Annotated in this window: 23 protein-coding genes and 1 pseudogene; 15 read left to right on the top strand and 9 right to left on the bottom strand. The window is 67.4% G+C overall.

The annotated features are described in order from the left end of the window. A pseudogene (locus tag K309_RS43280) lies at window positions 1-248 on the top strand (group II intron reverse transcriptase/maturase); the annotation flags it as partial. Window positions 249-350: 102 nt separating this feature from the next. Here the strand turns inward: K309_RS43280 and K309_RS0128830 are convergent. Further along, window positions 351-545 carry a PA2433 domain-containing protein gene (locus K309_RS0128830; protein ID WP_245175809.1) on the bottom strand — a complete coding sequence of 65 codons (195 nt, stop codon included), beginning with the start codon at window positions 543-545 and terminating at the stop codon, window positions 351-353. A gap of 299 nt (window positions 546-844) precedes the next feature. Here K309_RS0128830 and K309_RS0128825 point away from each other — a divergent pair, with 299 nt between their 5' ends. The 3 genes from K309_RS0128825 to K309_RS0128815 all read left to right on the top strand — a co-directional run bounded on the left by K309_RS0128825 (window position 845) and on the right by K309_RS0128815 (window position 3101). Next, on the top strand, window positions 845-1339 hold the full coding sequence (locus K309_RS0128825; RefSeq protein WP_029049590.1) for a hypothetical protein: 495 nt from the start codon (window positions 845-847) through the stop codon (window positions 1337-1339). Window positions 1340-1472: 133 nt separating this feature from the next. Beyond that, on the top strand, window positions 1473-1826 hold the full coding sequence (locus K309_RS0128820) for a hypothetical protein (protein WP_029049589.1): 354 nt from the start codon (window positions 1473-1475) through the stop codon (window positions 1824-1826). Window positions 1827-2141: 315 nt separating this feature from the next. Beyond that, window positions 2142-3101 (top strand): transporter substrate-binding domain-containing protein, encoded by a 960-nt coding sequence (locus tag K309_RS0128815; protein WP_051320668.1) that lies wholly within the window; start codon window positions 2142-2144, stop codon window positions 3099-3101. Window positions 3102-3105: 4 nt separating this feature from the next. On the opposite strand, the gene K309_RS0128810 is transcribed toward K309_RS0128815, so the two are convergent. Next, a complete protein-coding gene (locus K309_RS0128810; RefSeq protein ID WP_035878546.1) occupies window positions 3106-4038 on the bottom strand; it encodes a MurR/RpiR family transcriptional regulator in 933 nt (310 codons plus the stop codon). A 287-nt stretch (window positions 4039-4325) separates the two neighbouring features. On the opposite strand from K309_RS0128810, the gene K309_RS0128805 reads away from it, so the two are divergent. From K309_RS0128805 to K309_RS0128780, 6 genes are read left to right on the top strand one after another with little or no spacing between them, the layout of a single operon-like run. Then, window positions 4326-4844 (top strand): type IV pilin protein, encoded by a 519-nt coding sequence (locus K309_RS0128805; protein WP_029049586.1) that lies wholly within the window; start codon window positions 4326-4328, stop codon window positions 4842-4844. Between the two features lie 2 nt (window positions 4845-4846). Beyond that, window positions 4847-5344 carry a GspH/FimT family pseudopilin gene (locus K309_RS0128800; protein ID WP_029049585.1) on the top strand — a complete coding sequence of 166 codons (498 nt, stop codon included), beginning with the start codon at window positions 4847-4849 and terminating at the stop codon, window positions 5342-5344. Beyond that, on the top strand, window positions 5341-6003 hold the full coding sequence (locus tag K309_RS0128795; RefSeq protein ID WP_232232533.1) for a type IV pilus modification PilV family protein: 663 nt from the start codon (window positions 5341-5343) through the stop codon (window positions 6001-6003). The genes K309_RS0128800 and K309_RS0128795 overlap by 4 nt, the downstream gene beginning before the upstream one ends. Continuing rightward, window positions 6000-7043 (top strand): PilW family protein, encoded by a 1044-nt coding sequence (locus K309_RS0128790; protein ID WP_035878544.1) that lies wholly within the window; start codon window positions 6000-6002, stop codon window positions 7041-7043. The genes K309_RS0128795 and K309_RS0128790 overlap by 4 nt, the downstream gene beginning before the upstream one ends. Before the next feature lie 23 nt (window positions 7044-7066). Continuing rightward, window positions 7067-7618: a pilus assembly PilX family protein gene (locus tag K309_RS0128785; protein ID WP_029049582.1), complete on the top strand. Its 552-nt coding sequence runs from the start codon at window positions 7067-7069 to the stop codon at window positions 7616-7618. 48 nt (window positions 7619-7666) lie between these two features. Next, window positions 7667-10912 carry a pilus assembly protein gene (locus K309_RS0128780; RefSeq protein ID WP_029049581.1) on the top strand — a complete coding sequence of 1082 codons (3246 nt, stop codon included), beginning with the start codon at window positions 7667-7669 and terminating at the stop codon, window positions 10910-10912. 21 nt (window positions 10913-10933) lie between these two features. Here the strand turns inward: K309_RS0128780 and K309_RS0128775 are convergent, their stop codons facing one another. The 5 genes from K309_RS0128775 to K309_RS0128755 are packed head-to-tail and all read right to left on the bottom strand — an operon-like array spanning window position 10934 to window position 16312. Then, the gene (locus K309_RS0128775; RefSeq protein WP_029049580.1) at window positions 10934-12427 is read right to left on the bottom strand and encodes an efflux transporter outer membrane subunit; all 1494 of its coding nucleotides are present in this window, start codon (window positions 12425-12427) and stop codon (window positions 10934-10936) included. Between the two features lie 12 nt (window positions 12428-12439). Next, window positions 12440-13618, bottom strand: coding sequence for an ABC transporter permease (locus K309_RS0128770; protein ID WP_051320666.1), 1179 nt, complete (start codon window positions 13616-13618; stop codon window positions 12440-12442). Next, window positions 13615-14595 (bottom strand): ABC transporter ATP-binding protein, encoded by a 981-nt coding sequence (locus K309_RS0128765; RefSeq protein ID WP_029049578.1) that lies wholly within the window; start codon window positions 14593-14595, stop codon window positions 13615-13617. Before K309_RS0128765 ends, K309_RS0128770 begins: the two co-directional genes overlap by 4 nt. Further along, window positions 14592-15578 (bottom strand): HlyD family secretion protein, encoded by a 987-nt coding sequence (locus K309_RS0128760; RefSeq protein WP_029049577.1) that lies wholly within the window; start codon window positions 15576-15578, stop codon window positions 14592-14594. The genes K309_RS0128765 and K309_RS0128760 overlap by 4 nt, the downstream gene beginning before the upstream one ends. Beyond that, window positions 15575-16312 (bottom strand): TetR/AcrR family transcriptional regulator, encoded by a 738-nt coding sequence (locus K309_RS0128755; protein ID WP_029049576.1) that lies wholly within the window; start codon window positions 16310-16312, stop codon window positions 15575-15577. Before K309_RS0128755 ends, K309_RS0128760 begins: the two co-directional genes overlap by 4 nt. A 188-nt stretch (window positions 16313-16500) precedes the next feature. On the opposite strand from K309_RS0128755, the gene K309_RS0128750 reads away from it, so the two are divergent. Beyond that, entirely contained in the window at window positions 16501-17877 is a 1377-nt protein-coding gene (locus K309_RS0128750) for a carbohydrate porin (protein ID WP_029049575.1), read from the top strand. Between the two features lie 114 nt (window positions 17878-17991). Here K309_RS0128750 and queF read toward each other — a convergent pair whose 3' ends face one another. Further along, the gene (gene queF / locus K309_RS0128745; protein WP_029049574.1) at window positions 17992-18825 is read right to left on the bottom strand and encodes an NADPH-dependent 7-cyano-7-deazaguanine reductase QueF; all 834 of its coding nucleotides are present in this window, start codon (window positions 18823-18825) and stop codon (window positions 17992-17994) included. A gap of 54 nt (window positions 18826-18879) precedes the next feature. Further along, window positions 18880-20418: a threonine ammonia-lyase, biosynthetic gene (gene ilvA, locus K309_RS0128740; protein WP_029049573.1), complete on the bottom strand. Its 1539-nt coding sequence runs from the start codon at window positions 20416-20418 to the stop codon at window positions 18880-18882. A 300-nt stretch (window positions 20419-20718) separates the two neighbouring features. On the opposite strand from ilvA, the gene otsB reads away from it, so the two are divergent. From otsB to K309_RS0128720, 4 genes are all read left to right on the top strand, one after another. Beyond that, on the top strand, window positions 20719-21546 hold the full coding sequence (gene otsB / locus K309_RS0128735; RefSeq protein ID WP_029049572.1) for a trehalose-phosphatase: 828 nt from the start codon (window positions 20719-20721) through the stop codon (window positions 21544-21546). A 13-nt stretch (window positions 21547-21559) separates the two neighbouring features. Further along, window positions 21560-23425: a glycoside hydrolase family 15 protein gene (locus K309_RS0128730; protein WP_029049571.1), complete on the top strand. Its 1866-nt coding sequence runs from the start codon at window positions 21560-21562 to the stop codon at window positions 23423-23425. Window positions 23426-23486: 61 nt separating this feature from the next. Further along, the gene (gene otsA / locus K309_RS0128725; RefSeq protein WP_029049570.1) at window positions 23487-24878 is read left to right on the top strand and encodes an alpha,alpha-trehalose-phosphate synthase (UDP-forming); all 1392 of its coding nucleotides are present in this window, start codon (window positions 23487-23489) and stop codon (window positions 24876-24878) included. 39 nt (window positions 24879-24917) lie between these two features. Beyond that, window positions 24918-25274 carry a 4a-hydroxytetrahydrobiopterin dehydratase gene (locus tag K309_RS0128720; RefSeq protein ID WP_029049569.1) on the top strand — a complete coding sequence of 119 codons (357 nt, stop codon included), beginning with the start codon at window positions 24918-24920 and terminating at the stop codon, window positions 25272-25274. Window positions 25275-25552 lie beyond the last annotated feature (278 nt).

The raw sequence follows: 25552 nt of genomic DNA, 5'->3' as shown, positions 1-25552 counted from the left end.
CGCAAACGCCCAAGATCTGGCGAGAGCTGGACAAGTGGATGCGTCACCGGCTGCGAGCCATCCAGCTCAAGCACTGGCGCCGTGGTCGGGTCATTTACCGAGAGTTGCGTGCCCTGGGTGCTACAGCTGACGCCGCCAGGCAAGTAGCGGCGAGTGGCCGGTGCTGGTGGCGCAACAGCGGGGACTCGCTGAACCGAGTCCTGACCATCGCCTACTTCGATCAGTTGGGCATGCCCCGCCTCACTTAACCTCAACCTCTCGAACCGCCCGGTGCGGACCCGCATGCCGGGTGGTGTGGCAGGGGCGCAGCCAGTGCGGCTGCCCCCTATGCCGATTGTGCAGCGCCCGCTTCAGATGCCAAGTATCTTCTTGGCTTCGAGCAGCGACTTCATCGATTCGTCATGCTTGCCGGCCTTGTGGTAGGCCTCACCGTCTGCGCGCAGCTTGGCCACCTTGGCGGCATCTTCGGGCGACAGCGCCGGCTTGGTCGATAGCCTGGCGTCGATCGCTTTCATCTCATTGGGGCAGTTGTGGGCGAGCGCCATGCCGCTGGCGCCGCACAACACCAGCGCCGCGAGGATCGGGATGGATTTGCGCACGTCGGCCTCCGTTCGGGAATGGTGAGATTTCCAGCATAGTGCATGGCCCGCATGGTCACCGGCAATCACACCTTCAACCGGGACGACGGCCTGTCCGTCAACCTGTCCTGCAAGACCCGGCAAGCCACAAGCGAAGCTCCCGGCGCGCCCGTGCTGGTTTTCCCGCGCGCCTTGCGATGTTATGTTGGAGGGCGTCTTTTTTTGCCCCCCGGAGCCGTACGCCTGAGCCCCTCGACCGGTTGCGCATGGAAAACTCTGCCGAGAATTTTTTGCTGGCCCTGCTGTGCGCCTCGGTGCTGACCGTGACGGTGGTGGGCATTCACTACGAAGCGCTGCGCCTGCTGTCGTCACTGCATCCGCGGCGCTGGAGCGGGCGCGTCAATATCGGTGTGCTGATCGTCTGCATCATCCTTGTCCACTGCCTGGAAGCGATGGTGTTCGCGTTCGGCTTCTGGTTTGCCGACAACGTGCTCGGCCTCGGCTGGCTGGCGGGATCGACCGCGCCCGGCATGCCGACCCGCCACGGCCAGCCGTCGCTGCTGGTCTATGCCTACTTTGCGCTGGAGACTTTCACCACGCAGAGCCTGGGCGACCTCTACCCGGTCGGCGCGACCCGGCTGATCGCGACCATCGAGCCGCTGGTGGGCCTGATCCTGATCGGCTGGTCCGCGTCCTTTACCTATGTGGTGATGCGGCGCGACTGGCAGCTCGAAGAAGAAGGCGAGCACCGCGGGCGCTAGCGCAGCGCATGCCGCGTCCGGCACCGGCAACAGTTGCCGGAAGTGCCGCAGATGCCGCTAGTGCCAGACGAGCCGCGAACGTTTAAGCTGGCACCTTCTGCAAATCAACGAGCCAGCCTGCCGAGGAGCCACCATGCCGAGCCGCCAGCGCACCTTGATCCGCCTAGCCGCAGTTGCCGCCCTTGCCGTGGCCTGCAGCGCCCAGGCGCAGAAGCAGGACGGCCAGGGCGCCGCCGCGGCCGCCATCAACGAGGCAGTCCAGCAGGGCACCACGCCCTACCGCCCGGATCCGGACGCGACGCCGGCCAGCATCGAGTCGGCGGAATGCCGCGAACTCGCAGCCCAGATCGCCGTCGCGCCCAAGCGCGAGTACCGCGCCACCGACTCGACCATCGAGACCGCGCAAGGGCGGCGGGTGCCCGAGCTGGAGCGCGAGCGGCCGCGCAAATCGCTGCAGCAGGCGTACCAGGAGAAGTGCATCCGGTAAGCCGGTGCGCCAGGCGCGCCATCCGCGACGCCTCTTCGTCACGCACCTTCCGGCACGGTCCCGCGCCGGATTTCTCGCCTTCTTGTCCGTTCCCGTGCTGCGCCGCGCACAGGCCTGGCGCGCCGATGCCCTGCGTTTGCGCACATTCGCCCGCTGTGCCAACGGCTGTTTCACTACGCCGGTGAAAAATACATATGTTTCATGGTTATCCATGATGGAACAATTGTTGCTGACTGCCTAGCATTGGCGATGCGATGGCGCATCGCTGACCGCTACCCCGAAACCAAGCTACCCAAGCATCCAAGGAGAGCCTGTATGAAAGCAGCAGAAGTCACGCGTCCGTGCGGCGGTTCGCCGACCCAGCGCCGGTCTGCGGCCGCCGCGGCCACCGCCGCGGCGCTGGTGCTCTGCAGCGGCACCGCCGGCACGGCGCATGCCGTCGACGTCGCCGCGAGCCCGACCCTCGGCAAGATCAAGTCGTCAGGGACGATTTCCATCGGCCATCGCACCTCGTCGATCCCCTTCTCGTACTACGACGCCAACCAGAAGGTGATCGGCTTCTCGCAGGACATTTGCGACCGGGTGATCGACGCGGTGAAGCGCGAGACCGGCGTGCAGGCGCTGCAGGTACGCATGGTGCCGGTGACTTCGCAGAACCGGATCTCGCTGGTGCAGAACGGCACCGTCGACCTGGAGTGCGGCGTCACCACCAACCTGAAGTCGCGCCAGCAGCAGGTGGCGTTCTCGACCACGTTCTTCGTCGCCGGCACGCGGCTGCTGGTGAAGAAAGGCAGCCCGGTGCGCGACTTCGGCGACCTCTCGGGCAAGGCGGTGGTGACCAATGCCGGCACGACGTCGGAGCGCATCCTGCGCCGGCTCAACGACGAGAAGCGGGCCAACATCGCCATCCAGAGCGCCAAGGACTATGGCGAGTCGTTCCTGATCCTGCAGTCAGGGCGCGTGACCGCGTTCATGATGGACGACGTGCTGCTGTCGGGCGCGCGCACGCTGGCGCCCAACCCCGCGGAGTGGATCGTGGTGGGCACGCCGCAGTCGTTCGAGGCCTATGCGTTCATGCTGCGCAAGGACGATGCCGGCTTCAAGCAGGTGGTCGACGGCGCCATTACCGGGCTGATCCGCAGCGGCGAGATCAACAAGCTCTACAGCAAGTGGTTTGCCGCGCCGGTGCCGCCCAAGCAAGTCAATTTCGAACTGACGATGAGCGAGCCGCTGAAGAAGGCCTACGCCAGCCCCAACGACGAGGCCTTCGAATAACCCTTCAGCCGCGGCCGGCGGGCACGTAGGCGCCGGTGCGGTGCAGCTCGCCTTCGGCCTGCTCAAGCGCGCGGATCGCGCCCTTGCCCTTGCGCGCCAGCAGCTGTTCGACCAGTGCCTCGACCATGGCCACGCCGGCCGTGATCGACGGGAAGAACGACGGGCTCTCGACCGAGAACAGCAGCGTGCAGTCCGCCGCCAGCGCGATCGGCGACACAGTGCTGTCGGTCAGCGCGACCACCTTGCAACCGCACTCGCGCGCGGCCGCCGCCACGCGGATGCTTTCCTGCGAATACGGCGCAAAGCTGGCCACCACCACGGCGTCCCTGGGCGCCAGCCCGCGCAGCTCCATTTCCAGCGTGCCGGCATCGGCGCGGATCAGCTGGACGGAACTGCGGAACAGCCGGTAGACATAGTGGAAGGTGAACGCGATCGGGAAGCACGAGCGGAACCCCGCCACATGCACGTTCTGCGCGTGCGACAGCAGCTCCGCCGCCTGCTGCAGCGTCTTGTCGTTGTTGGCGGCGATCAGGTCGAGGTTATGGTGCTGCGCATCGAGCATCTCGCCCAGCATGTGGCTGGCGCTGCTTTCGCGCACCACCTTGCGCGCGCGGCGCGCATACGGCTGGCTGCCGCCGCGCAGCGCATCGACAAAGAGCTCGCGCAGGCCCTGCCAGCCCTCGAAGCCAAGGTGCTGCGACAGCCGGACCAGCGTGGCGGGCTGCACGCCGGCGCTGGCTGCGATCTTGCGCATCGACAGCACGGGCACGTCCTGCGGGTGGTCGAGCAGATAGCGCGCGCCGCTCTGGAACTGCGTGCTCAGGGTCGGGAAGCTGGCACGCAGCAAGGCCAGCAGCGCGTCGAGGTCCTGGGGCGGCGCCGGCGTTGGACCGGCATCGGGAGGTTGCGGCGGATGGGTGGGGCTGTCGGACGGCATGGACACTCCGGATTCGTGGTTGTAACGATTGTTGCACAGCCGCGCCTGGACGGGGCCGGCTCCAGCCTCCATGGCGCGGTGCCAAAGTCGTCACATCAGCCGGTTAACGTCCGCATGCTGCCAAAGCTGTACCCGGCGCTTCGGACAAGCTGCCGATTGTCGGATTGCCGCAACGCCAGCGCACTGTCATCAGAATTTCCTTACCTACTTAAAGGGCGGTGACTTACACTCCGCGCCATAACCTCCGGAATTGGTCATCCGGAACATAATTGGTACGGAGCGCGAGCATGGGACATAGAAGCCCTGCAGTGCGACACGGCGGCCAGGTCACGCCGCCGTTTCGGGTCAAGGGTCAAATCGGGGCAGGGACAGACACGGCGGGCGCCATGCCGGGCCGCGGCGCGCCCGCGCGCGGCTTCACGCTGGTCGAAGTGATGATCGCCGTGGCGATCATCGCCATCCTGGCCGCCATCGCCATCCCCAACTACAGCCGCTATGTGGTGCGATCGCACCGCGCCGCGATCGAGTCGTTCATGCTCGAAGTCTCCGGCGCGCAGGAGCGGTTTCTCGTCGACAACCGCGCCTATGCCGCCAGCCTTGGCGCGCTCGGCATGTCGGTACCGGCCGCGCAGAGCACGCGCTACAACGTCACTGTCACCCCCAACGGCGCGCTGCCGCCGGGCTACAGCATTGTCGCCACGCCCACGGGCAGCCAGCTGAGCGCCGACACGGGCTGCGGCACGCTGACGCTGACCAGCGCAGGCGCCAGGTCGGCGTCCGGTGGCGGCACCGACTGCTGGAACTGACCATGGCAGCCACCTACCGGCTTCGCCAGCGGCGTCCGCAGCATGGGGCGCTGCGTGGCTTCACCCTGGTCGAACTGATGTGCACGCTGGCCGTGCTGGCGATCCTGGCGGTCGCCGCCGCGCCTTCGTTTGCCTCGCTGCTGGCGGGGCAGCGCGTGCGCAGCGCCTCGCTCGACCTGTCCTCGGCGCTGCTGCTGGCGCGCAGCGAGGCGGTCAAGCGCAACGCCACCGTGACGCTGACGCCCGCCGGCGCCGCCTGGACCGCGGGTTGGTCCGTCAGCGCCGGCGCGGAGACGGTGCGCACCTTCGGGCCCTACGGCGGCCTCACCATCACCCCCAGCGCCGCCGGGGCGTTGTCGGTCGGCAACGACGGGCGGCTTGCCGGCGCGGCGATGCGCTTCGAGCTCGCGCCCGCCAACGACACGACGGCCGCGCTGCGCGTGTGCGTGCAGGTCAGCGAGACCGGCCGCGTCGCCTCCGAAACGGGAGCTTGCACATGACCCGCATCCTTGACCGCGCAGGTCGCGCTGCCGGCGCTGCCCGCCGCCATGGGCAACGGCCGCCGGCGCGCCTGCCGCGACGCACCGCGCAGCGTGGCCTGCTGTTGATCGAAGTCCTGGTGGCGGTGGTGATCCTGCTCGTCGCGCTGCTGGGCACGGCGGGACTGGTGGCGCGCTCGGGCCAGAACGAGATGGAGTCGTACCAGCGCGTGCAGGCGCTCGCGCTGCTGCAGGACATGGCCGCCCGCATCAATGCCAACCGCCAGGTGGCGCAGTGCTACGCCAATGGCGCCAACGGCGTGCGGCTGGGCACCGGCAGCGCCGCGCCGGCGGCCTGCGCGCTGGGAACGGCCGCGCAGAACGCCACCGCCAACGGCGACCTGCAGGCATGGAATACCGCGCTGCTGGGCAGCGCCGAGATGACGGCCGCGGCCAGCGGCGTGGCGGCCAGTGCGGTCGGCGCCATGATCGGCGCGCGCGGCTGCATCGACACCATCGACGCGGCCGCCAACGTCTACCGCATCACCGTCGCCTGGCAGGGCCTGGCCGCCACCGGCGCGCCCGCGCTCGGCTGCGGCCAGAACCAGTATGGCAACGAGGCCTACCGCCGCGCGATCAGCACGCAGATCCGCATCGGCTCGCTGGGGACCGTGTCATGAAGCGCCTGCCTCTGCGTATCGCACGACGCCGCCTGCGCCAGCGCGGTGTGTCGCTGGTCGAGCTGATGATCGGCATCACCATCGGCCTGCTGATGCTGACCGCGCTGGCCAGCCTGTACTACGCCAACAGCCTGTCGCGCACAGAATTCGTCAAGTCGGCCGAGCAGGTGGAGAACGGCCGCTATGCACTGGAGCAGATCCGGCGCGAGGTGGAACTGGCGGGGTTCTATGGGGCGGGCAGCATTGCGCGGGGCGCCCCGGTGGCCGGTCCGGCGCTGTGCGCGACGGACCCCGCGGCGCTCGGCTTCGCCGCCGGCGGCACCGTTCCGCTGCCCCTTGCAGGCTATGCGGCCGGCGTGGTCGCGCCCTGCCTGCCAGATCTTGCCGCCACCTCGGAGGTGCTGGTGGTGCGGCGCGTGTCGACCACGCCGGTCGCGGCGCCGACACCGGGCGTGCCTTACCTGCAGGTGTCGTCCTGCCCGAACGACAGCACCGCCTTTGTCTTCGATGCGAGCGCGGCAGCGGCTTTCCCGCTGCGCACCAAGGCTTGCGATGCGGCGATACCGGCAGCGCTGCGCGAGGCGGTGGTGCGCGCGTTCTACCTCGCGCCATGCGACCGTTGCAGCAACGGCGGCGACGGCATTCCGACGCTAAAGATGGCGGAGCTGGTCAACGGCGCGTTCCAGTCGCGTTCGCTGGCGCAAGGCATCCAGGACATGCACCTGTCTTACGGTGTGGATCTCGACAGCAACGGCTCCGCGGACTGCTATGTGGACGACCCCGGCGCCAACAACGCCGCCGCCTGCGGCATCGTGCCGGGCTACGACTGGACCAATGCGCTGGCCAACTGGAGCAATGTGACCACCGTGCGTGTGAACCTGCTGGCACGCACGCTGAAGACCTCCGGCGGCCAGGTGGACACCCGCACTTATGACCTGGGGCGCGCCGCCGCCAGCGGCCCGTTCAACGACGGCTTCAAGCGCCATGTCTACGCCCAGGTGGCGCGGCTGGTCAACGTGGCCGGACTGCGCGAGCAATGATGCGATACCGCGAAGGGCAAGCAATGACGAAGTTATCCGGCCGGCCGCTGCGCCGCAGGCAGACCGGGGTCACGCTGGTCGTGACGCTGGTGTTCATGGTGCTGTTCCTGCTGATCGCCGTGGCGCTGGTCAATTCGGGCCTGGTCAACGTCAAGGTCGCGGCCAACCAGCAGCACACCGCCGAAGCGCGCGACGTCGCGCAGCAATCGATCGAGCAGGTGATCTCCGACGACTTCACCAAGGCACCTGCGGCCATCAGCGTGCCGGTGGATGTCAGCGGCGACGGCAAGGCCGACTACGTGGCCCAGGTGGCGAAGCCGGAATGCATGGCAAGCAAGCCCATCAAGAACGTCGAGCTCGACCTGAAGGATCCCGACGATGTGTCGTGCATGGTCGGCAGCGGCGCGCAGAACACCGGCATCGTCACGGCCGGCAACAACGCGGGCAACTCGCTGTGCAACGCCACGCAGTGGGACGTATCGGCCACCGTCGACGACAGCGCCGGCACCGGCGCCGTGGCAACGGTCCACCAGGGCGTGGCGGTGCGCATGCCGACCGGCTCGGCCTGCCCATGACCGCAGCGGCGTTGCCACCCATTCACCATTGATCGCACAGGAACCCGGATGACGAGCCCAGCCCGCCGGAATCGGCGCCATGCCGCCTTCGCCGCAGTCCTGCTTGCCCTGGCCGGATGGCAGGGCGCGCATGCCGAAGACATCGACCTGTTCACCGGCCTGCAGAGCAATGCCGGCACCAAGCCCAATGTGTTGTTGCTGCTGGACAATGCCTCCACGTGGAATGCGGCCACGACCATCCGTGGCTGCGATGTCCCCGATGTCGTCAGCGCAAACAACGCCGGCACCGACGTCGGCGCGATCCAGTGCGCACTGTACCGCGCGGTGAGCACGCTCGTGACCAACCCGCAACTGGCCGGCAACATCAACATGGGTTTGATGATGTTCGGCACCGGCACCAACCCCGGCGGCAAATTCCGCTATCCGTCGGCGGCACCGGATACATTGCCGCTTATGGACGCCAGCAATGGCGCGCAATTCCTGGAGTACATCAAGAGCATCGACCGGCAGGCCGACAATTCGAACAACTCCCAGGTGGGCGGCGGCATGCAGGAGGCCTGGGCATTCTTCAGTGGCAAGAAGGGCTTGTCAGGTACGCAGTACGCGTCGCCGATCACCAACCCGTGCCAGAAGAACTTCGTCATCTACATCGCCAACGCGGTCAACAACGGCAAGCCGCAGGACACCGGCACCGAGCCCAAGGACGCGCTGGCCGCGGCGGGCGCCAGCACCACGCAGATGACCCAGCTCAAGCTGGACACGGCGGCCAACAAGTACGAAAGCAACTGGGGCGACGAGTGGGCGCGGTTCATGTACGAAACCGACGTGAACGGCAATCTCGACAATAACCAGAACATCATCACCTATACGATCGCCATCACGGACGACAGGAACCCCGACTATGTCGAGTCGACGCGCAGCATGGCCGACAATGCTGGCGGCAAGCGCTATGTGGTCAACCTGGGCGACGTGGACGCGCTGGTGAAAGCGCTGCTGCAGATCTTCAACGAGATGCAGGCCGTCAACAACGTGTTCTCGTCGGTGAGCCTGCCGGTCAGCGTGAACGGGCAGGGTTCGTACCTGAACCAGATCTACATCGGCATGTTCCGGCCCGACGCCACCGCGGCGCCACGCTGGATGGGCAACCTGAAGCAGTACAAGCTCGGCTACGACAACAAGAACCAGATCGTGGTGCTGGACGCCAACCCCAGCGGCCCCAATCAGCAGAGCGCGATCAGCAACGCCGGCACGGGCTTTATCTCGCCCAACGCCAAGAGTTTCTGGACCGCCGAGCCGCCGCTGGGGTTCAGTGGTTCGAGCTATACCGGCAGCCCGGTAAGCGGCTGGCCTGCCAAGGGGTTCTGGGTCAACAGCCCGTCCGGGGCAGCCGGTGCGCTGGACTCCGCCGACGGGGTGGCGGGTGTGGTCGGCGGCGACGGCGAGATCGTCGAGAAGGGCGGCGCCGGCGAAATGCTGCGCGCACAGTTCACCACCGACCAGAGCGGGCGCAAGCTTTACACCTGCCCCTCCGGCGCATGCAGCAAGACTCTGCCGCTGGCTTCGTTCGATACCTCCAACGGCTGGCTGGCCGGCACCACCGGGCAGGCCGCGCTCAATACCACGGCCGCCGACGTCAGCAATTTGATCAAGTGGGTGCGCGGCCGCGACGTGGGGGCGCTGGGCGATACCACGATTGCCGGCGCGGAGCAGCAGAAGGGCCCTGGGGGCAGCGTCACCGTCCGCGGCTCGGTGCATGGTGACGTGCTGCATTCGCGCCCCGTGGTGATCAACTACGGTGGCACGACCGGCGTGGTGGTGTTCTATGGGGCCAACGATGGCGTCTTCCATGCGGTCAATGGCAACCAGGACATCGGCATCGGTGGCGTGCGGCCGGGCGGGGAACTGTGGGGCTTCATTCCGCCGGAGTTCTATAGCAAGCTCGGCCGTCTCTACACCAATACGCCCGAAGTGCAGCTGAGCGGATCGCCCACCGGTTCGGGCGCGAAGCCGCGCGACTATTTCTTCGATGGCACCACCACGGTGTTCCAGGACCTGCGCGACCCGGCCAAGCCGCGTGTGGTGATCTACCTGACCGCGCGCCGCGGCGGGCGCCTGACCTACGCGCTGGACGTAACCGACCCGATGGCGCCGGAATTCCTGTGGAAGGCCGACAGCACCAGCATCCCGGAACTGGGCCAGACCTGGTCGCAGCCGCGCGTGATCCGCGTCAAGGGGTATGCCAACCCGCTGGTGGTGATGGGCGCCGGCTACGATCCCGCCGAGGATGCCGAGCCGTCTCAGGGTGGCGGCAGTTCGGGGCAAGGGCGTGGCGTGATCGTGTTCGATGCCTTCGAGGGCAACGTGGTACGCGCATGGCTGGCCGACTGCACCGGCCTGTCTGCCACGGTGTGCACGACGCCCGCCGGCATGAACCGCGCGATCCCTTCCGACGTGGCGGTCGTGGACCGCAATGGCGATGGGCTGGTAGACAAGGGCTATGTCGGCGACGTCGGCGGCAACGTCTGGCGGCTGGACTTCGAGACGGCGGCCGGCACCGGGGCGGCTGCTTGGACGCTGCACAAGTTCGCGTCCCTGGGCGGCGCGCAGGGCACCAACGATGCGCGCAAGTTCATGTATCCGCCGGACGTCATCACCACCGGCACCTACGATGCGGTGATGATCGGCAGCGGCGACCGCGAGCATCCGCTGTACACCAGCAGCACCACGCCGGGCCTGGCCTATAACGTCAGCAACCGCTTCTACATGCTGAAGGACACGACGCTCACCGGCGGGCTGTCGTCGGCATGGACGGCGCTGACCGAGGCCGATCTCTTCAACGCGACTTCGACAGCATATGCTGACACGACCGCCGGCAAGGGCTTCTACCTGGTGCTGGGCACCGGCGAGAAGGTGGTCAACGCACCGCTGACCGTGGCCGGCTACACCTACTTCGGCACCAATCAGCCAAGTGTGCCCAAGTCGGGCGCGTGCTATCCGGACCTGGGCAAGGCGCGCGGCTATGCGATCTCGTTCCTGACCGGCAAGGGCCTGAACAACGACCGTCATGTCGTGTTCAACAACGGTGGGCTGCCGCCGTCGCCGGTGTTCGGGGTGGTTGCCGTCACGGATTCGGCAGGCAATACCAACAACGTGCCGGTACTGATCGGCGGCGGCAACCAGACCGGTCCCGGCGGCGGCGACAATACCTCGTCGCTGGGCGCGCAGAAGATCTCGCCGCCGGGGATCGGCAAGCGCAAGCGCACTTACTGGTATACGCAGACCGACCGGAAGTGACCGGCCCCGGCGGTGGCGCGCTTACCGGGGCGCCGCCACCGTCGTCGCTTCCTCCTGCTCCAGCCACCACCCACCTCCCAGCGCCTGCAGCAGCGCCGCCGAATCCGCCAGCCGGTCGGCGCGCGACTGCGCGAGGTCCAGTGAAGCCTGCCGCGCCTCGCGCTCGGCATCGAGCACGGCCAGCTGGCTGACACCGCCGAGCCGGTACTGTTCCGACACCACCGCCAGCGTGGCGCGCGCCTGGCGCGCGTTGTCGGCGCGTTCGCGCAGCGTGGCGGCGTCGGCCTCGAGCGCGCGCAGCGAATCCGCCACGTTCTGCAAGCCTTGCAGCACTGCTTCCTGGTAGGCCGCCAGCGCCTGCTCGTACGCCGCTTCGGCGGCGCGCTTGCGGGCCTGCAGCTCACCGCCGCGGAACACCGGCTGCACCAGTCCGGCTGCGAGGCTCCACACGTTCAAACTGCTGAACAGGTCGCGCGCGGCGGTGGCCTGGCTGCCGCCGCTGGCGCTCAGCGTTACCTGCGGATAGAGGTTGGCGGTGGCCACGCCGATATCGGCGCTGGCCTGGTGCAGCAGCGCTTCGGCCGCGCGGATGTCGGGCCGGCGCCGCGCCAGCGTGGCGGGCAGGCTGACCGGCAGCGTGTCGGGCAGGTGCAGCGCGTCCAGCGTGAATGCCGGCAAGGACGCCGCTGCCGGGGTCTGGCCGGTGTAGACGGCGAGTTGGTGCCGCGTCGCATCGAGCTGGCGCTGCAGGCCCGGCACCAGCGCTTGCGTCTGGGCCAGCTGTGCGCGCTGGCGCTGCACGTCGACGCGTGCGACGCCGCCCGCGCGCAACCGTTCCTCGGCGATACCAAGCTGGCGCCGCTGGGCTTCTGCCAGCGCCGCGGTGTCGGCCAGCTGTGCGCGCAGTCCGGCCTCGCGGATCGCCGCGGTGGCGACGTTCGCGGCCAGCGCCAGCCGCGCCGCTTCCAGCTCGTAGCGCTGGTAGTCGACCGCTGCCTGCAGCCCTTCCAGCTCGCGCCGCTGGCCGCCGAACAGGTCGAGTACGTAGGACACCTGCACCGTGGCGCCGTACAGCGTGAACGGTCCCGGGCTGGGGATCGCCGAAATGCCCATCGACTGGAAATTGACCTGCTGGCGCGTGGTATTGAGCTGGGCGTCGACCGCCGGCCAGCGCGTGGCGCCGGTGCGCGCGGCGAGATTTTCCTGAGCCTCGCGCAGCCGTGCGCGCGCCTGCGCCAGCGTGGGGCTGGCGTCGAGCGCCATGCGGATGGTGGCATCTAATTCGGGGCTGCGGAACAGCGTCCACCATTGCGCCGGCACGTCGGCGCCGGCGGCCAGTGTCTGCGCGTGCGATTGCGCGTGGCGATCGCCGCTGTCGGCCGCCACGGTGGCAACCGGTTGCGGGCCTGGCACGTAGCCGGCATCGCTGGGCGGCGCGGGGCTGCGGAAGTCGGGGCCGACGGCACAGCCGGCCAGCAGCGCGGCCGCGGCCATCAAGGGAAAAAATCGGGTCATGGCAGCAATCCTTCAGTCCAGCGTGCGGCGGTAGAAGCGCACCGCGATCGTCATCACCACCACGATGAACAGCGCCATCGGCCAGACCTGCGGCCATAGCTCAGCCCAGCCGCTGCCCTTGAGCAGGATGCCGCGCACCATGCGGTTGAAATACGTCATCGGCAGGATGTTGCCGATCGCCTGCGCCCAGCCGGGCATGCCGGCGAACGGGAACATGAAGCCCGACAGCAGGATGTTGGGCAGGAAATAGAAGAAGGTCAGTTGCATCGCCTGCAGCTGGTTCTGCGCCAGCGACGACAACGTGATGCCCACCGTCAGGTTGGCCGCGATGAACAGCAGTGCCGCCAGGTATACCGCCGTCACCGAGCCGACGAACGGCACGTTAAAGACCCAGCGCGCGGCCAGCAGCACGATGGTCACCTGGATCAGCCCGATGAAAATGTACGGCACGATCTTGCCGGTCATCACCTCCAGCGGCCGCACCGGCGTGGCCAGCAGGTTTTCCATGGTGCCGCGCTCGCGTTCGCGCGTCATTGCCAGCCCGGTCATCATCACCATGGTCATCGACAGGATCACGCCCATCAGGCCGGGGATGATGTTGTACTGGGTCAGGCCCTCGGGGTTGTACAGGCGCTGCACCTGCACGTCGAACGGGGCCTTGCCGCCCGCCAGCGGCGCCAGCGAGCCTTTCAGGTCATGCTTGCCGACGCTGAACGGCAGTTGTGGCAGCGCCGCGATCGCCTGGCCCGTCGCCGAGGGATCGGTGGCATCGGCCTCCACCAGCAGCGCGGGGCGTTCGCCGCGCAGCAGCTTGCGCGTGAAGTCGGGCGGAATGCTGAGCACGAACTGCACGTCGCCCTTCATCAGCGCCTGTCTGCCGGCGGCTTCGTCGGGCAGCGTCGCGACCACCTTGAAGTAGGTGGAGTTCTGCATGCTGGCGATAAAGGTGCGGGTGAATTCGCTCTGGTCGGCGGCGATCACCGCGGTCGGCAGGTGGCGCGGGTCGGTGTTGATGGCAAAGCCGAACAGCAGCAGCTGCATGATCGGCAGGCCGACGATCATGCCGAAGGTGACGCGGTCGCGGCGCAGCTGCAGGAATTCCTTCAGAACGATGCTCCACCAGCGCTGGAGAGAGAAGCGGGTGCCGTTGGCGCGCGGCTTGCGCGGGTTCGGGATTGCGGCGGCGTTCATGTCGGCTCCTTCGCCTTGCGCGTGCCCATGTTGTCCTCGGCCCGGCTCATCATGTGGATGAACACGTCTTCCAGGCTGGTCTGGGCCTGTGTCACTCGCCGTCCCGGTCCGGCAAGTCGTTCAAGCGTGGCGGCCAGCGCCTGCGCATCGCGGCCGGTGACATGCAGCGCGGTGCCGAATGCCACGGTCTGTTCCACGCCCGGCGCGCCCTGCAGTTGCTCCGACAGCGTGGCGAGGTCGTCGCCTTCCACGCTCCACGTCGACAGCTGCTGGCTGGCCACGACTTCGTCGGCGGTGCCCTGCGCCAGCAGCTTGCCGTAGGCGATATAGGCGAGCTTGTGGCAGCGCTCGGCCTCGTCCATGTAGTGCGTACTGACCAGCACCGAGATGCCGCGCGCGGCAAGCCGGTGCAGTTGCTCCCAGAAGTCGCGGCGCGCCTTGGGGTCGACACCAGCGGTAGGTTCGTCGAGCAGCAGCAGCTTCGGTTCGTGCAGCAGGCAGGCCGCCAGCGCCAGCCGCTGCTTCCAGCCGCCCGACAAGGACCCCGCCAGTTGTGCCGAGCGCGTCGCCAGGCCCAGGTCTTCGAGCGCGCGGTCGACGGCATTGCGCCGGTCCTGCATGCCATACACGCGCGCGACGAAGTCCAGGTTCTCGCGGATCGACAGGTCGTCCCAATACGAGAACTTCTGCGTCATGTAGCCGACGCGGCGCTTGATTTCGTCGGATTCGGTCAGGATGTCGAAACCCAGGCAGGTGCCTTTGCCCGAATCCGGGGTCAACAGACCGCACATCATGCGGATCGAGGTGGTCTTGCCGCTGCCGTTGGGGCCAAGGAAGCCGAAGATCTCGCCGCGGGCGACCTGCATGCTGAGATCGTTGACCACGTGCTTGTCGCCGAAATGCTTGTTCAGCCCGCGCACGTCGATGGCGAGTTCCTGCGCGCGGCCATTGGCGGTGTGGTTGGTTTCCGTGTTCATTGCCGCACCACCTCGACGGGCTGGCCGGGCCGCAGCTTGATGGCATCGGCGGCCGACGGGCGCGCCTCCACCAGGAACACCAGCTTGTTGCGGGTCTCGTTGCTGTAGATCACCGGCGGCGTGTATTCCGCTTCGTTGGCGACATAGGTGATGCTGGCCGCCACCGGCGCGGCGCAGCCATCGCAGCGCACCTGCACCGCCTGTCCGTTGCGCAGCGCGCCGACGACGGCCTCGGGCACGTAGAAGCGCACCTTGACGTTGCCGGGCGGCAGCATGCGCACCACCGGGCTGCCGGCGGGCACCCATTCGCCGAGGCGGTAGGGTGTGTCGTAGACCAGGCCGGCCAGCGTGGCGGCCACGGTCTTGCGCGACAGCTTCCAGTCCGCCTGCGCCAGCGCGGCGCGCGCCGCGGCCACTTGCGCGGCCTGTGCGGCCTGTTGCGCATCGCGGCCCGGCAGCCGTGCCACGTCGATATCGCGCTGCAGCTCGCGCACGCGCGCCGCGTCGCTGCGGGCCTGGGCGCGCGATTCATCGAGCTGCGCCTGCGCAATGCCGCCGATCTCGAACTGGCGCTCGTCGCGCCGCAGCGCGGCGGCGCTGCGTTGCGCCTGGGCCTGTGCCTGCGCCAGCTGGGCGCGGTTCACGTCGACTTCGACCGGGCGCTTGCCGGTCTTTATGTCCTGCAACTGCGCTTCGGCGGCGCGCAACTGGTCCTCGGCCTGCTGGCGCGCGGCGCGTTCGTCATCGGATTCGAGGGCGAACAGCGCGGCGCCCTGCGCGACCTGCTGGCCGCGCTGCACGGAGAGCGTGTCGAGACGGCCGGCGAAGGGCGAGGCGACGCTGACGAACTCGCCTTCGATATAGCCTTGCCAGGTGTCGTTGCCGGGCTTGCCGCAGCCGGCGGCCAGCAGCGCGGCGCCGAGCAGCGCTGCGATGGGGAGCGCGCGCGGCAGCGCGGGAAGGGCGGAAACAGCGGCGTTCATGAAGCGGACTCCGGGGATTGCCTGGGCGTGCGACCCTTCTTTTTCGATGCGGGCGAGGCTTCGGCGCCGGCAGCCGGCGCGGGGGCGAGCCCGTGCGTGAGCAGCGCCGAGACATGGCGTACCAGCGCGTCGGTATCGACCGCTTCGGCACCCGGCAGTCGGCGCCAGATATGCGTGGTGGCCAGCGGCAGCAGCGTCAGGCCCACCAGCGACGGTATGACCAGCGCCGGCTCCAGCCCTCGGTTGAGTTGCCCGTTGGCGATCGCCGCCGCCAGCGGCGCCATCATGGCGCCGGCGCGCTGCAGCGCGAACCGCTTCAGCACGCGCTCGCGCAGCGCGCCGTCGTCGCTGGCAACCTCGCGGATCCACAGGCCGGGGAACCAGGGCGTATCGGCCGCGGCACGGACCAGGCGGGTGGCGAGGCCGACCAGCATCGCCAATGGCTCCGTGTCCTGCGGGCCGGTGGTGAAGAACTGTGCCACCAGCGGCTGCACCTTTTCCTCGATCACGGCATCGAGCAGCAGCTCGCGGTCGCTGAAGTAGTAGTGGACCAGCGCGGGGGTGACGCCTGCCTGCACGGCGATGGCCTTGACTGGCGTGCCGGCGACGCCTTGCCGCGAGAACAGGTCGGTGGCGGCATCGAGAATGCGTTCGCGCTGGCCGGGCTGGCCGGCGGCGGGGCGGCCGGGCGTGCGGCGTTCCGGCGGCTTCGGGGTAGCGGGTTTGCGTGGCATGGGTATGCAGGGAACCGTGTCGAACTAATATTAATTTTTGAGTTAATTAATTCAAGCTCGGTTACAACGTCGGCATTCCCGCACCTGGCCTGGGGTGGGCATGTCGGTGGACATGTCATGTGCGCTTGGCTATGCTGCGTGCGCCGGGCGCGCCGCTCCCGGCACATCGCCCGCCAGTCCCTTTCCTCATGCTGTTTTCGCCACTTGCCGCCGCGTACCCGCGCGCCCGACGCCGTTTCCGCCGCGCGCTGGCTGCGCTGGCTTGTTGCGCCTGCTTGCCCGCCACCGCGCAGCAGGCAACTGCTGCGGACGACGCCCCCGAAAGGGAAAGCCCTTTCGCCTTCCATGGCCAGAGCACCTATATCTGGCAGCGCAAGCCGGCCTTCGGCGCCGCCTACTCGGGCCCGAACAGCCTCGGCACCGAGCGCGCGAAAAGCTACTCGTTCACCGCCACGCTCGACCTCGGCCTGCGGCTGTGGCAGGGCGCCGAGTTCCATTTCAACCCGGAGGTGGCGCAGGGCGTGCCGTTCTCGGGGCTGCACGGCGTGGGCGGCCTGTCGAACGGCGAACTGGCGAAGGGCGCGAGCACCAGCCCGGTGTTCTACCGCGCGCGCGCGTTTATCCGGCAGAGCTGGGGGCTGGGCGGCCCCACCGAGACGCTGGAGGCCGACTTCAACCAGTTCGCCCGCACGGTGGACCAGCGCCGCGTGGTGCTGACCGCGGGCAATTTCGGCGTGCTCGACGTCTTCGACCAGAACGAATTCGGCTCTGACCCGCGCACGCAATTCATGAACTGGTCGTTCCTGACGCACGGCGCCTTCGACTATGCGGCGGATTCGCGCGGCTATACCTGGGGCGTGTCGCTGGAGTACATCGGCGATGGCTGGTCGGCGCGCATCGGACGCTTCCTGCAGCCGCTGGAATCGAACGGGCTGGAGCTCGATACGCGCATGTTCGAGCACTACGGCGACATCATCGAGCTGGAGAAGCGCTACCAGCTTGCGGGCCGGCCCGGCACCGCGCGGTTGCTGCTGTTCCGCAACAAGGCGCGCATGGGCGCGTTCAGCGATGCGATCCAGTTCGGCATCGCCAACAACACCACGCCGGACCTGGCCGACGTAAGGCGCGAGCATGCCAAGACGGGCGTCGGCGTGACGCTGCTGCAGCAGGTGACGGATTCGCTGGGCGTGTTTGCGCGTGCAAGCCTGTCGGACGACAAGACCGAGACTTATGCCTTTACCGAGATCGGCAGGCAGGTGTCAGCGGGCGGCGTGCTGAAGGGGGATGCGTGGGGACGTTCCCGCGATGCGCTGGGCGTGGCCGTGGCGATCAATATGCTGGGCAGCCAGCATCGCAACTACCTTGCTGCAGGCGGGCAGGGCGCGTTTCTTGGCGACGGCGCGCTGCGCTATGGGCCCGAGCAGATCCTGGAGATCTACTACAGCTTCCAGCCGGTGAAGTACCTGAGCATCAGCCCGGACTTTCAGTTTGTGCGCAATCCCGGGTACAACCGGGATCGCGGGCCGGTGAAGTTTTATGGGGTGAGGTTTCACGGGGAGTTTTGACGCGCGTCGGCATTCGACGATGCCGCTTCCCATAGCGCCGGCCGGTCCCCTCTCCCGCTCGCGGGAGAGGGGAGCAAACAAGCGATAGCTTCGACGTTATCGCCAGTTCAAGCGCTACTGTCGCGCATTCCTCTTGTTATCCGGCCAGGCCGTATTGAAGTTGGTCCGGAACGGATTGATATCCAGCCCCCCACGCCGCGTATAGCGCGCATACACCGCCAGCTTCACCGGCTTGCATTGCCGCAGCACGTCCATGAAGATCCGCTCGACGCATTGTTCATGGAACTCGTTGTGGTTACGGAACGAGATCAGGTACCTGAGCAGCGCTTCCTGGTTGATCGGCGCGCCAACATAGCGGATCTGCACGCTGCCCCAGTCGGGCTGCCCCGTGACCAGGCAGTTGGACTTGAGCAGGTGCGACACCAGCGTTTCCTCCACCGGCGATTCGCCCTGGTCGGCGAACAGCAGTTCGGGCGCGGGCTCGTAGCGGTCGACCTCGATGTCGAGCCGGTCCAGCAGCAGGCCGTCGAGTTCGCCCATCTGCTGCTTGCCGAGATCCGCCTCGGTGACCAGCCGCACCTGCACCGTGCCGCCGGTGGCTTCGGACAGGTCGTGGTGCAGCAGCTGCTGCAGCGCCTCCGGCGAAGCGATTTTGGTCTGGTTGAACGAGTTCAGGTACAGCTTGAACGACTTGGACTCGACGATGTTGGGCGTGTCCGACGGGATGATGAAGGTGGCAAGCGCCACCTGCGGCTTGCCCTTCAGGTTCAGCCACGACAGCTCGTAGGCGTTCCAGATGTCGACGCCGAAGAACGGCACCGGCTTGCCCTGGGGCAGGCCGATCTCGGTGCGCTTGGGCTGGCGCGGGATCGGGAACAGCAGCGAGGCGTCGTATTCGGTCTTGTAGGCCGAGGGCTTGCCCAGCGGCGAGTGTTCGGGGAGGCTCATGGGGCGCTCGGCAGGAATCGGGACAGCAATTGGGCCAGCAATCAGGGCCAGCAATCAGGACAGGAACAGCTTGTACACCGGGTTGTCGGTTTCGTCCCAGTGTACGTAGCCCAGCGTCGAAAGGAAGGCGCGGAAGGCGCGCTTTTCGTTCTTCGGCACCTGGATGCCGACCAGGATATTGGAGGTGTCCGCGCCCTGGTTGCGGTAGTGGAACAGGCTGATGTTCCAGTTCGGGCTCATGCTCGACAGGAACCTCATCAGCGCGCCCGGGCGCTCCGGGAACTCGAAGCGGTACAGCAGCTCGTCATGCGCCAGCGCCGAGCGGCCGCCCACCATGTAGCGGATGTGCTGCTTGGCCAGTTCGTCGTTGGACAGGTCGAGCGTGTCGAAGCCGTGCTTGCGGAAGCTGGCGGCGATCTTGTCATTCTCGGCGCGGCTGGCGATCTGCACGCCGACGAAAATATGCGCCACGCTGGTGTCGGCGATGCGGTAGTTGAACTCGGTCACGCTGCGCGTGCCGACCAGCTCGCAGAAGCGCTTGAAGCTGCCGCGCTCCTCGGGGATGGTCACGGCGAACACGCCTTCGCGCGCCTCGCCCACCTCGGCGCGCTCGGCGACGAAGCGCAGGCGGTCGAAGTTCATGTTGGCGCCGCACGCGATCGCGACCAGGTGCTGGCCCTTGAGCTTCTCGCGCTCGGCATACGCCTTCAGGCCCGCCACCGCCAGCGCGCCGGCCGGCTCCAGGATGCTGCGCGTGTCCTGGAACACGTCCTTTACGCCGGCGCAGATGGCATCGGTGTCGACCAGGATGATGTCGTCGACCAGCTCGCGCGTGATGCGGAAGGTTTCCTTGCCAACCAGCTTGACCGCGGTGCCGTCCGAGAACAGGCCCACTTCCTTCAGCTCGACGCGCTTGCCGGCATCGACCGAGCGCTTCATCGCATCCGAGTCGAAGGTCTGCACGCCGATCACCTTGATCTCCGGACGCACCGCCTTGATGTAGGCGGCGACGCCCGAGATCAGCCCGCCACCGCCGATGGCGACGAACACGGCATGGATCGGGCCCGGGTGCTGGCGCAGGATTTCCATGGCGATGGTGCCCTGGCCCGCGATCACCTCGGGATCGTCGAACGGGTGGATGAAGGTCAGCTTGTGCTTCTTCTCCAGCTCGGCGGCATGGTGGTAGGCATCGCTGTACGACTCGCCGTGCAGTTCCACCTGGACCCACTGGCCGCCGCGCTCGCGCACCGCGTCGATCTTTACCCGCGGCGTGGTCACCGGCATGGCGATGACGGCCTTGCACTGCAGCCGGGCCGCGGACAGCGCCACGCCCTGGGCATGGTTGCCGGCCGAAGCCGCGACCACGCCGCGCTTGAGTTCCTCCGCCGACAGCGACGCCATCTTGTTGTACGCGCCGCGCAGCTTGAACGAGAACACCGGCTGGGTGTCTTCTCGCTTGAACCAGACCGAGTTGCCTGTGCGCGCCGACAGCTGGTGCGCGTATGTCAGTTCGGTTTCCTGCGCCACGTCGTAGACCTTGGCGGTCAGGATCTTCTTCAAATAGTCGGGGCGGGCGGCGGACGAGCGTGTCATGGTGTCAGGGCAGGGCCGCGGGGGCGGCACAAAAAAAGCCGGAAATTCTGGTGGAAACCGCCAATGATAAAGGATGGCGGCGCCGCGCACCCCACCGGGGCGGCCCACCCGTCGCCCGGCGCAGCGTGTACGGGACGGCGGTGGGCGTTGTCTGAAGTGGCTGGGAATGCACTGGCGGCAGGGCTTGGCACAATGCCCCGGGGCTGGCCCCGGACTTGCATCGGCTGACGCTTGCGCTGCCGCCATGTAGGACGGCGCCCGGTGGACGCCGGTCAAAACAACGTGTTACGGTGTAGCGCGATGCCTCAGCTACCGCTTATCGAACCCAATACCGCCCTGTTTCTCGACTTCGACGGCACGCTGGCCGACCTCGCGCCGCGGCCCGAACTGGTGCAGGTAGAACCTGAACTGGTCGGCACGCTGCGCACGTTGTACCAGCGGCTGGACGGCGCGCTCGCCGTCATCTCCGGCAGGCCGATCGTCGAGCTGGATCATTTCCTGCAGCCCTTGCGGTTGCCGGCTGCCGGCATCCACGGGGCCGAATTCCGCACCGACGGCGGCATGGTGTCCCAGACACCCGCGCCCGCCCTCGAGCCCCTGATCCCACACCTGGAAGCGCTGGTGCACGCCTATCCCGCGTTGCGGCTGGAGCGCAAGTCCGTTGCCGTTGCCATCCACTACCGCCAGGCGCCCGAGCTAGCCGGCCTGGTGGATGCCGCGGTCACTGACGTATTGCGCCACGCGGTCGGGCTGGAGGCCTTGCCCGGCAAGATGGTGGTCGAGATCAAGCCCGCCGGCGTCGACAAGGGCGACGCCATTGCCGCCTTCATGAAATCGGCGCCGTTTTTCGACCGCACGCCGCTGTTTGCCGGCGACGACATGACCGACGAGCCCGGCTTTGCCGCCGTGCGCAAGCTCGGCGGGCTGGGCGTGCTGGTAGGCCGGCGCGAGACCGTGGCCGGCGTATGCGTGGAGGGACCCGCTGCGCTGCGCAGCTGGCTGCACCGCTCGGCGCGGGCGCTGGATCAATCCGCGCGCGCCGCCGGCCAGCCCGGCGCCGTGCCGCACGAGGCCGAGCCAGGCCGCGAAGGCGCACCGCGCCACAATCCCCATCCGACAGCATCCTGAGGGAGATACTGCTGTGACCAATACGAGCAGCCCCGGCGAGCTGGGCAAGCCGCCGAGCGAAGGCGTGAACAAGTCCGTGGACGGCAGCAGCCGGTATGCCGAGCCGTCGCTGTCGCTGGGCATGATCGGCAACTGCGCGATCTCCGCGCTGGTGGATGGCCGCGGGCGCATCGTCTGGTCGTGCCTGCCGCGCTTTGACGGCGATCCGGTCTTCAACGCGCTGCTGGACCCCAGCGAGAACGCGGGCCAGTTCTCGATCGAGCTCGAGGACTTCCACAGCGCCAGGCAGTGGTACGAACCCAATACCGCGGTGCTGCGCACGCGGCTGACCGACACCCATGGCAACTGCCTGGAAATCACCGACTTCGCGCCGCGCTTCTTCCGGCTGGGCCGATATTTCCGCCCGACCACGCTGATCCGGCGCATCCGTCCCGTGCGCGGCGCGCCGCGCGTGCGGGTGGTGGTGGCACCGCGCTTCGAATGGGGTCGCAAGGCGCCGGAGATCACGCGCGGCAGCAGCCATGTGCGCTATACCGGGGAATCGATGACGCTGCGCATGACCACCGATGCGCCGCTGGCGTACGTGCTGTCGCACACGCCGTTCCTGGTCACGCGCGGGCACAACTTCATTTTGGGCCCCGATGAGACCCTGGCGCATGGGGTGGAAGAGATCGCGCGCGATTTCGAGCAGGAAACCACCGCCTACTGGCGCCTGTGGAGCCGCCGGCTGGCGGTGCCGCGCGAATGGCAGGACGCGGTGATCCGCGCCGCCATCACGCTGAAGATGTCGCTGTACGAAGAGACCGGCGCCATCGTCGCGGCGATGACCACCAGTATCCCCGAGGCGCCTGGCAGCGGCCGCAACTGGGACTACCGCTTCTGCTGGCTGCGCGACGCGTTTTTCGTGGTGCGCGCGCTCAACAGCCTGTCCGAGGTCGGCACCATGGAGGACTACCTGCGCTGGCTCTCCAACGTGGTGATGCAGTCGCAGGACGGGCATATCCAGCCGCTGTACGGCATCGGCCTGGAACGCGAGCTGCCCGAGAGCATGCTCGACCATCTGTCCGGCTACCGGGGCATGGGGCCGGTGCGCGTGGGTAACCAGGCGCAGGAACACTTCCAGCATGACGTCTACGGCAACGTGGTGCTGGGCGCGGCGCAGGCCTTCCATGACCACCGGCTGCTGCACCGCGGCGGGCCGGCCGAGTTCGGCCGGCTGGAGGAGGTGGGCGAGCAGGCGGTGAAAGTCTTTGGCACGCCCGACGCCGGCATGTGGGAGTTGCGCACGCGCGCCCGCGTGCATACCTCGTCGGCGCTGATGAGCTGGGCCGCGTGCGACCGGCTGGCCAAGGTCGCCGAGAAGCTGCAGATCCCGGAGCGCGCGGCGTACTGGCACGACCATGCCAGGCGCATGAAGGAACAGATCCTGGCCGAGTCGTGGAGCGAATCTCGGCAGGCCTTTGCCGAAAGCTTCGGCGGGCGCGAGCTCGACGCCAGCGTGCTGCTGATGGCCGAGGTCAACTTCATCGATCCGCGCGACCCGCGCTTTATCGCCACGGTGAAAGCGCTGGAGACTTCGCTGTGCGACGGGCCGTATATGCGCCGCTACGAGGCGCCCGACGATTTCGGCAAGCCCGAGACCGCGTTCAATATCTGCACCTTCTGGCGCATCGACGCGCTGGCGCGCATCGGCCGGCGCGAAGAGGCGCGCGAGATCTTCGAAGCGATGCTCGCGGCGCGCAACCCGCTCGGCTTGCTGTCCGAGGACACCCATCCCGTGACCGGCGAGATGTGGGGCAATTTCCCGCAGACCTACTCGATGGTCGGGCTGATCAATGGCGCGATGCGGCTGTCGGCGCCGTGGGACACGGTGATCTGATCCCGCACCGGCGCTCCGGGCATCCCGCACGACAAGAACAAAGGAATCCAGAAACCAACATATGCCAAGACTTGTAGCGGTATCCAACCGTGTCGCAGATCCGCGCAACGTGGCCGCCGGCGGCCTTGCCGTGGCGCTTTCCGAAGCCTTGCGCCAGACCGGCGGGATGTGGTTTGGCTGGAGCGGCAAGGCGCTGGACTCTGCCCAGGGCGGCACCCCCGGCGAAGGCGAGCTGCACCTGCAGCAGGCCGGCAACGTGACGCTGGCCACGGTGGACCTGAGCCGCGAAGACCACGACGCGTATTACCTTGGCTACAGCAACGGCGTGCTGTGGCCGGTGTTCCATTACCGGCTCGACCTCGCCGACTTCGATTCCAACTTCCTCAACGGCTACCGCCGGGTGAACCAGCTGTTCGCGCGCAAGCTCGCGCCGCTGCTCAAGCCCGACGACGTCATCTGGATCCACGACTACCACCTGATCCCGCTGGCCTCCGAGTTGCGCGCGATCGGCTGCGGCCAGAAGATCGGCTTTTTCCTGCACGTGCCGCTGCCGCCGCCGCTGATCCTGGCGGCCATCCCGCAGCATGAGTGGTTGATGCGCGCGCTCTTTGCGTACGACCTGCTCGGCTTCCAGAGCCACGCCGACGTGGAGCATTTTTCGCGCTACGTACAGGCCGAGGCCCAGGCCGAGCCGATGGGCGAGCACCGCTACCGCGCTTTCCATCGCACAGTGCGGGCGCAGGCCTTCCCGATCGGGATCGACGTGGATGAGTTCATCGAACTCGGCCGCGGCGAGGAGGCGCAGGAAACCTACGACATGATGTGCGCCCAGTACGCGCGCCGGCGGCTGCTGCTTGGCATCGACCGGCTCGATTACTCCAAGGGCTTGCCGCAGCGGCTGAAAGCGTTCTACCGGCTGCTGGCGGAATATCCGGAAAACCGGATGAGCGCCACGCTGGTGCAGATCGCCGCGCCTTCGCGCGAGTCGGTCGATGCGTATGTGGACCTGCGCAGCGCGATGGAGCAGCTGACTGGCGCGATCAATGGCGAGTTCGGCGAGCTGGACTGGATGCCGGTGCGGTATATCCATCGCACCACCGCGCGCAAGCGGCTGCCCGGGCTGTGCCGCGCGAGCCGCGTGGCGTTGGTGACGCCGCTGCGCGACGGGATGAACCTGGTGGCCAAGGAGTTTATTGCCGCGCAGGATCCGGAGGATCCGGGCGTGCTGGTGTTGTCGCGTTTTGCCGGCGCGGCGGAACAGTTGAAGGAAGCGCTGCTGGTGAATCCCTACGATACCCATGCGACTGCGCAGGCGATCCAGCAGGCGTTGCATATGCCACTGGCCGAGCGCCAGTCACGGCACCAGAAGCTGCTGGAGCGTATTCGGGTGCAGGATGTGCACTGGTGGAGTGGTGAGTTCTTGCGTGCGTTGGCTGAGACTGAGGGCGGTTGAGGTTTTCTTCTGCTTGCCCGCCAGTCGGGGAGTAGGACTATGAGTGAAGATCTGGCATCGCAAACTTGCACGCCGTGCCGCGGCGGGGTTCCGCCGTTGACGCCTGACGAGGCTGAGGCGTTATTGCCGCAGGCACCGGGATGGGATTTGGTGGATGGGGCTACGCGGCTGGAGAGGCGGTTTGCTTTTCCCAATTTCGCCGAGGCGCTGGCGTTTGTTGCCCGCGTTGGTCAGCTGGCGGAAGAGCAGGGGCATCATCCGGAGATCAGTTTTGGGTGGGGGCATGCCACGGTGTCGTGGCGAACCAAGAAGATCAAGGGGCTGCATCGGAATGATTTCATTATGGCGGTGAAGACGGGGGAGTTGGTTAATCCATCCAAGTTAAGCCGCCAATAAAATCGCAATTCCCCCCGCGAACCCTTGACAGATGACGAGGTTCGAGGGGCCGCCGCCCTGCTTGCGCTGGCTGTTTAGCGCAAGCAGGGCGGCGGCCAATAGAGGATCGTTTTTCGATCTTCGCTTGGCTCTCATGCACCTGTCCGATTTGTTCGCTTCGCTTACCGAATATTTGCACACCAAGGTCTTTCACGATCTTGCTCGCCATCCCGAACGTCCCGCCGCTTTCACCCGTCAGCGCAAGCTCACTCTGCCGACACTGATCGCATTCATGCTCG

Origin of the sequence: Cupriavidus phytohabitans, from assembly GCF_000426345.1 — a bacterium.
Taxonomy (GTDB): domain Bacteria; phylum Pseudomonadota; class Gammaproteobacteria; order Burkholderiales; family Burkholderiaceae; genus Cupriavidus.
Note: the sequence above shows the minus strand (reverse complement) of the source record. Positions and strands in the feature narration are given on the sequence as shown.

What these genes read in the sequence shown, in the direction of transcription:
- K309_RS0128830 (WP_245175809.1), bottom strand. Translation starts at nt 545, where the DNA reads ATGGCGCTCGCCCACAACTGCCCCAATGAGATGAAAGCGATCGACGCC.
- K309_RS0128825 (WP_029049590.1), top strand. Translation starts at nt 845, where the DNA reads ATGGAAAACTCTGCCGAGAATTTTTTGCTGGCCCTGCTGTGCGCCTCG.
- K309_RS0128820 (WP_029049589.1), top strand. Translation starts at nt 1,473, where the DNA reads ATGCCGAGCCGCCAGCGCACCTTGATCCGCCTAGCCGCAGTTGCCGCC.
- K309_RS0128815 (WP_051320668.1), top strand. Translation starts at nt 2,142, where the DNA reads ATGAAAGCAGCAGAAGTCACGCGTCCGTGCGGCGGTTCGCCGACCCAG.
- K309_RS0128810 (WP_035878546.1), bottom strand. Translation starts at nt 4,038, where the DNA reads ATGCCGTCCGACAGCCCCACCCATCCGCCGCAACCTCCCGATGCCGGT.
- K309_RS0128805 (WP_029049586.1), top strand. Translation starts at nt 4,326, where the DNA reads ATGGGACATAGAAGCCCTGCAGTGCGACACGGCGGCCAGGTCACGCCG.
- K309_RS0128800 (WP_029049585.1), top strand. Translation starts at nt 4,847, where the DNA reads ATGGCAGCCACCTACCGGCTTCGCCAGCGGCGTCCGCAGCATGGGGCG.
- K309_RS0128795 (WP_232232533.1), top strand. Translation starts at nt 5,341, where the DNA reads ATGACCCGCATCCTTGACCGCGCAGGTCGCGCTGCCGGCGCTGCCCGC.
- K309_RS0128790 (WP_035878544.1), top strand. Translation starts at nt 6,000, where the DNA reads ATGAAGCGCCTGCCTCTGCGTATCGCACGACGCCGCCTGCGCCAGCGC.
- K309_RS0128785 (WP_029049582.1), top strand. Translation starts at nt 7,067, where the DNA reads ATGACGAAGTTATCCGGCCGGCCGCTGCGCCGCAGGCAGACCGGGGTC.
- K309_RS0128780 (WP_029049581.1), top strand. Translation starts at nt 7,667, where the DNA reads ATGACGAGCCCAGCCCGCCGGAATCGGCGCCATGCCGCCTTCGCCGCA.
- K309_RS0128775 (WP_029049580.1), bottom strand. Translation starts at nt 12,427, where the DNA reads ATGACCCGATTTTTTCCCTTGATGGCCGCGGCCGCGCTGCTGGCCGGC.
- K309_RS0128770 (WP_051320666.1), bottom strand. Translation starts at nt 13,618, where the DNA reads ATGAACGCCGCCGCAATCCCGAACCCGCGCAAGCCGCGCGCCAACGGC.
- K309_RS0128765 (WP_029049578.1), bottom strand. Translation starts at nt 14,595, where the DNA reads ATGAACACGGAAACCAACCACACCGCCAATGGCCGCGCGCAGGAACTC.
- K309_RS0128760 (WP_029049577.1), bottom strand. Translation starts at nt 15,578, where the DNA reads ATGAACGCCGCTGTTTCCGCCCTTCCCGCGCTGCCGCGCGCGCTCCCC.
- K309_RS0128755 (WP_029049576.1), bottom strand. Translation starts at nt 16,312, where the DNA reads ATGCCACGCAAACCCGCTACCCCGAAGCCGCCGGAACGCCGCACGCCC.
- K309_RS0128750 (WP_029049575.1), top strand. Translation starts at nt 16,501, where the DNA reads ATGCTGTTTTCGCCACTTGCCGCCGCGTACCCGCGCGCCCGACGCCGT.
- queF (WP_029049574.1), bottom strand. Translation starts at nt 18,825, where the DNA reads ATGAGCCTCCCCGAACACTCGCCGCTGGGCAAGCCCTCGGCCTACAAG.
- ilvA (WP_029049573.1), bottom strand. Translation starts at nt 20,418, where the DNA reads ATGACACGCTCGTCCGCCGCCCGCCCCGACTATTTGAAGAAGATCCTG.
- otsB (WP_029049572.1), top strand. Translation starts at nt 20,719, where the DNA reads ATGCCTCAGCTACCGCTTATCGAACCCAATACCGCCCTGTTTCTCGAC.
- otsA (WP_029049570.1), top strand. Translation starts at nt 23,487, where the DNA reads ATGCCAAGACTTGTAGCGGTATCCAACCGTGTCGCAGATCCGCGCAAC.
- K309_RS0128720 (WP_029049569.1), top strand. Translation starts at nt 24,918, where the DNA reads ATGAGTGAAGATCTGGCATCGCAAACTTGCACGCCGTGCCGCGGCGGG.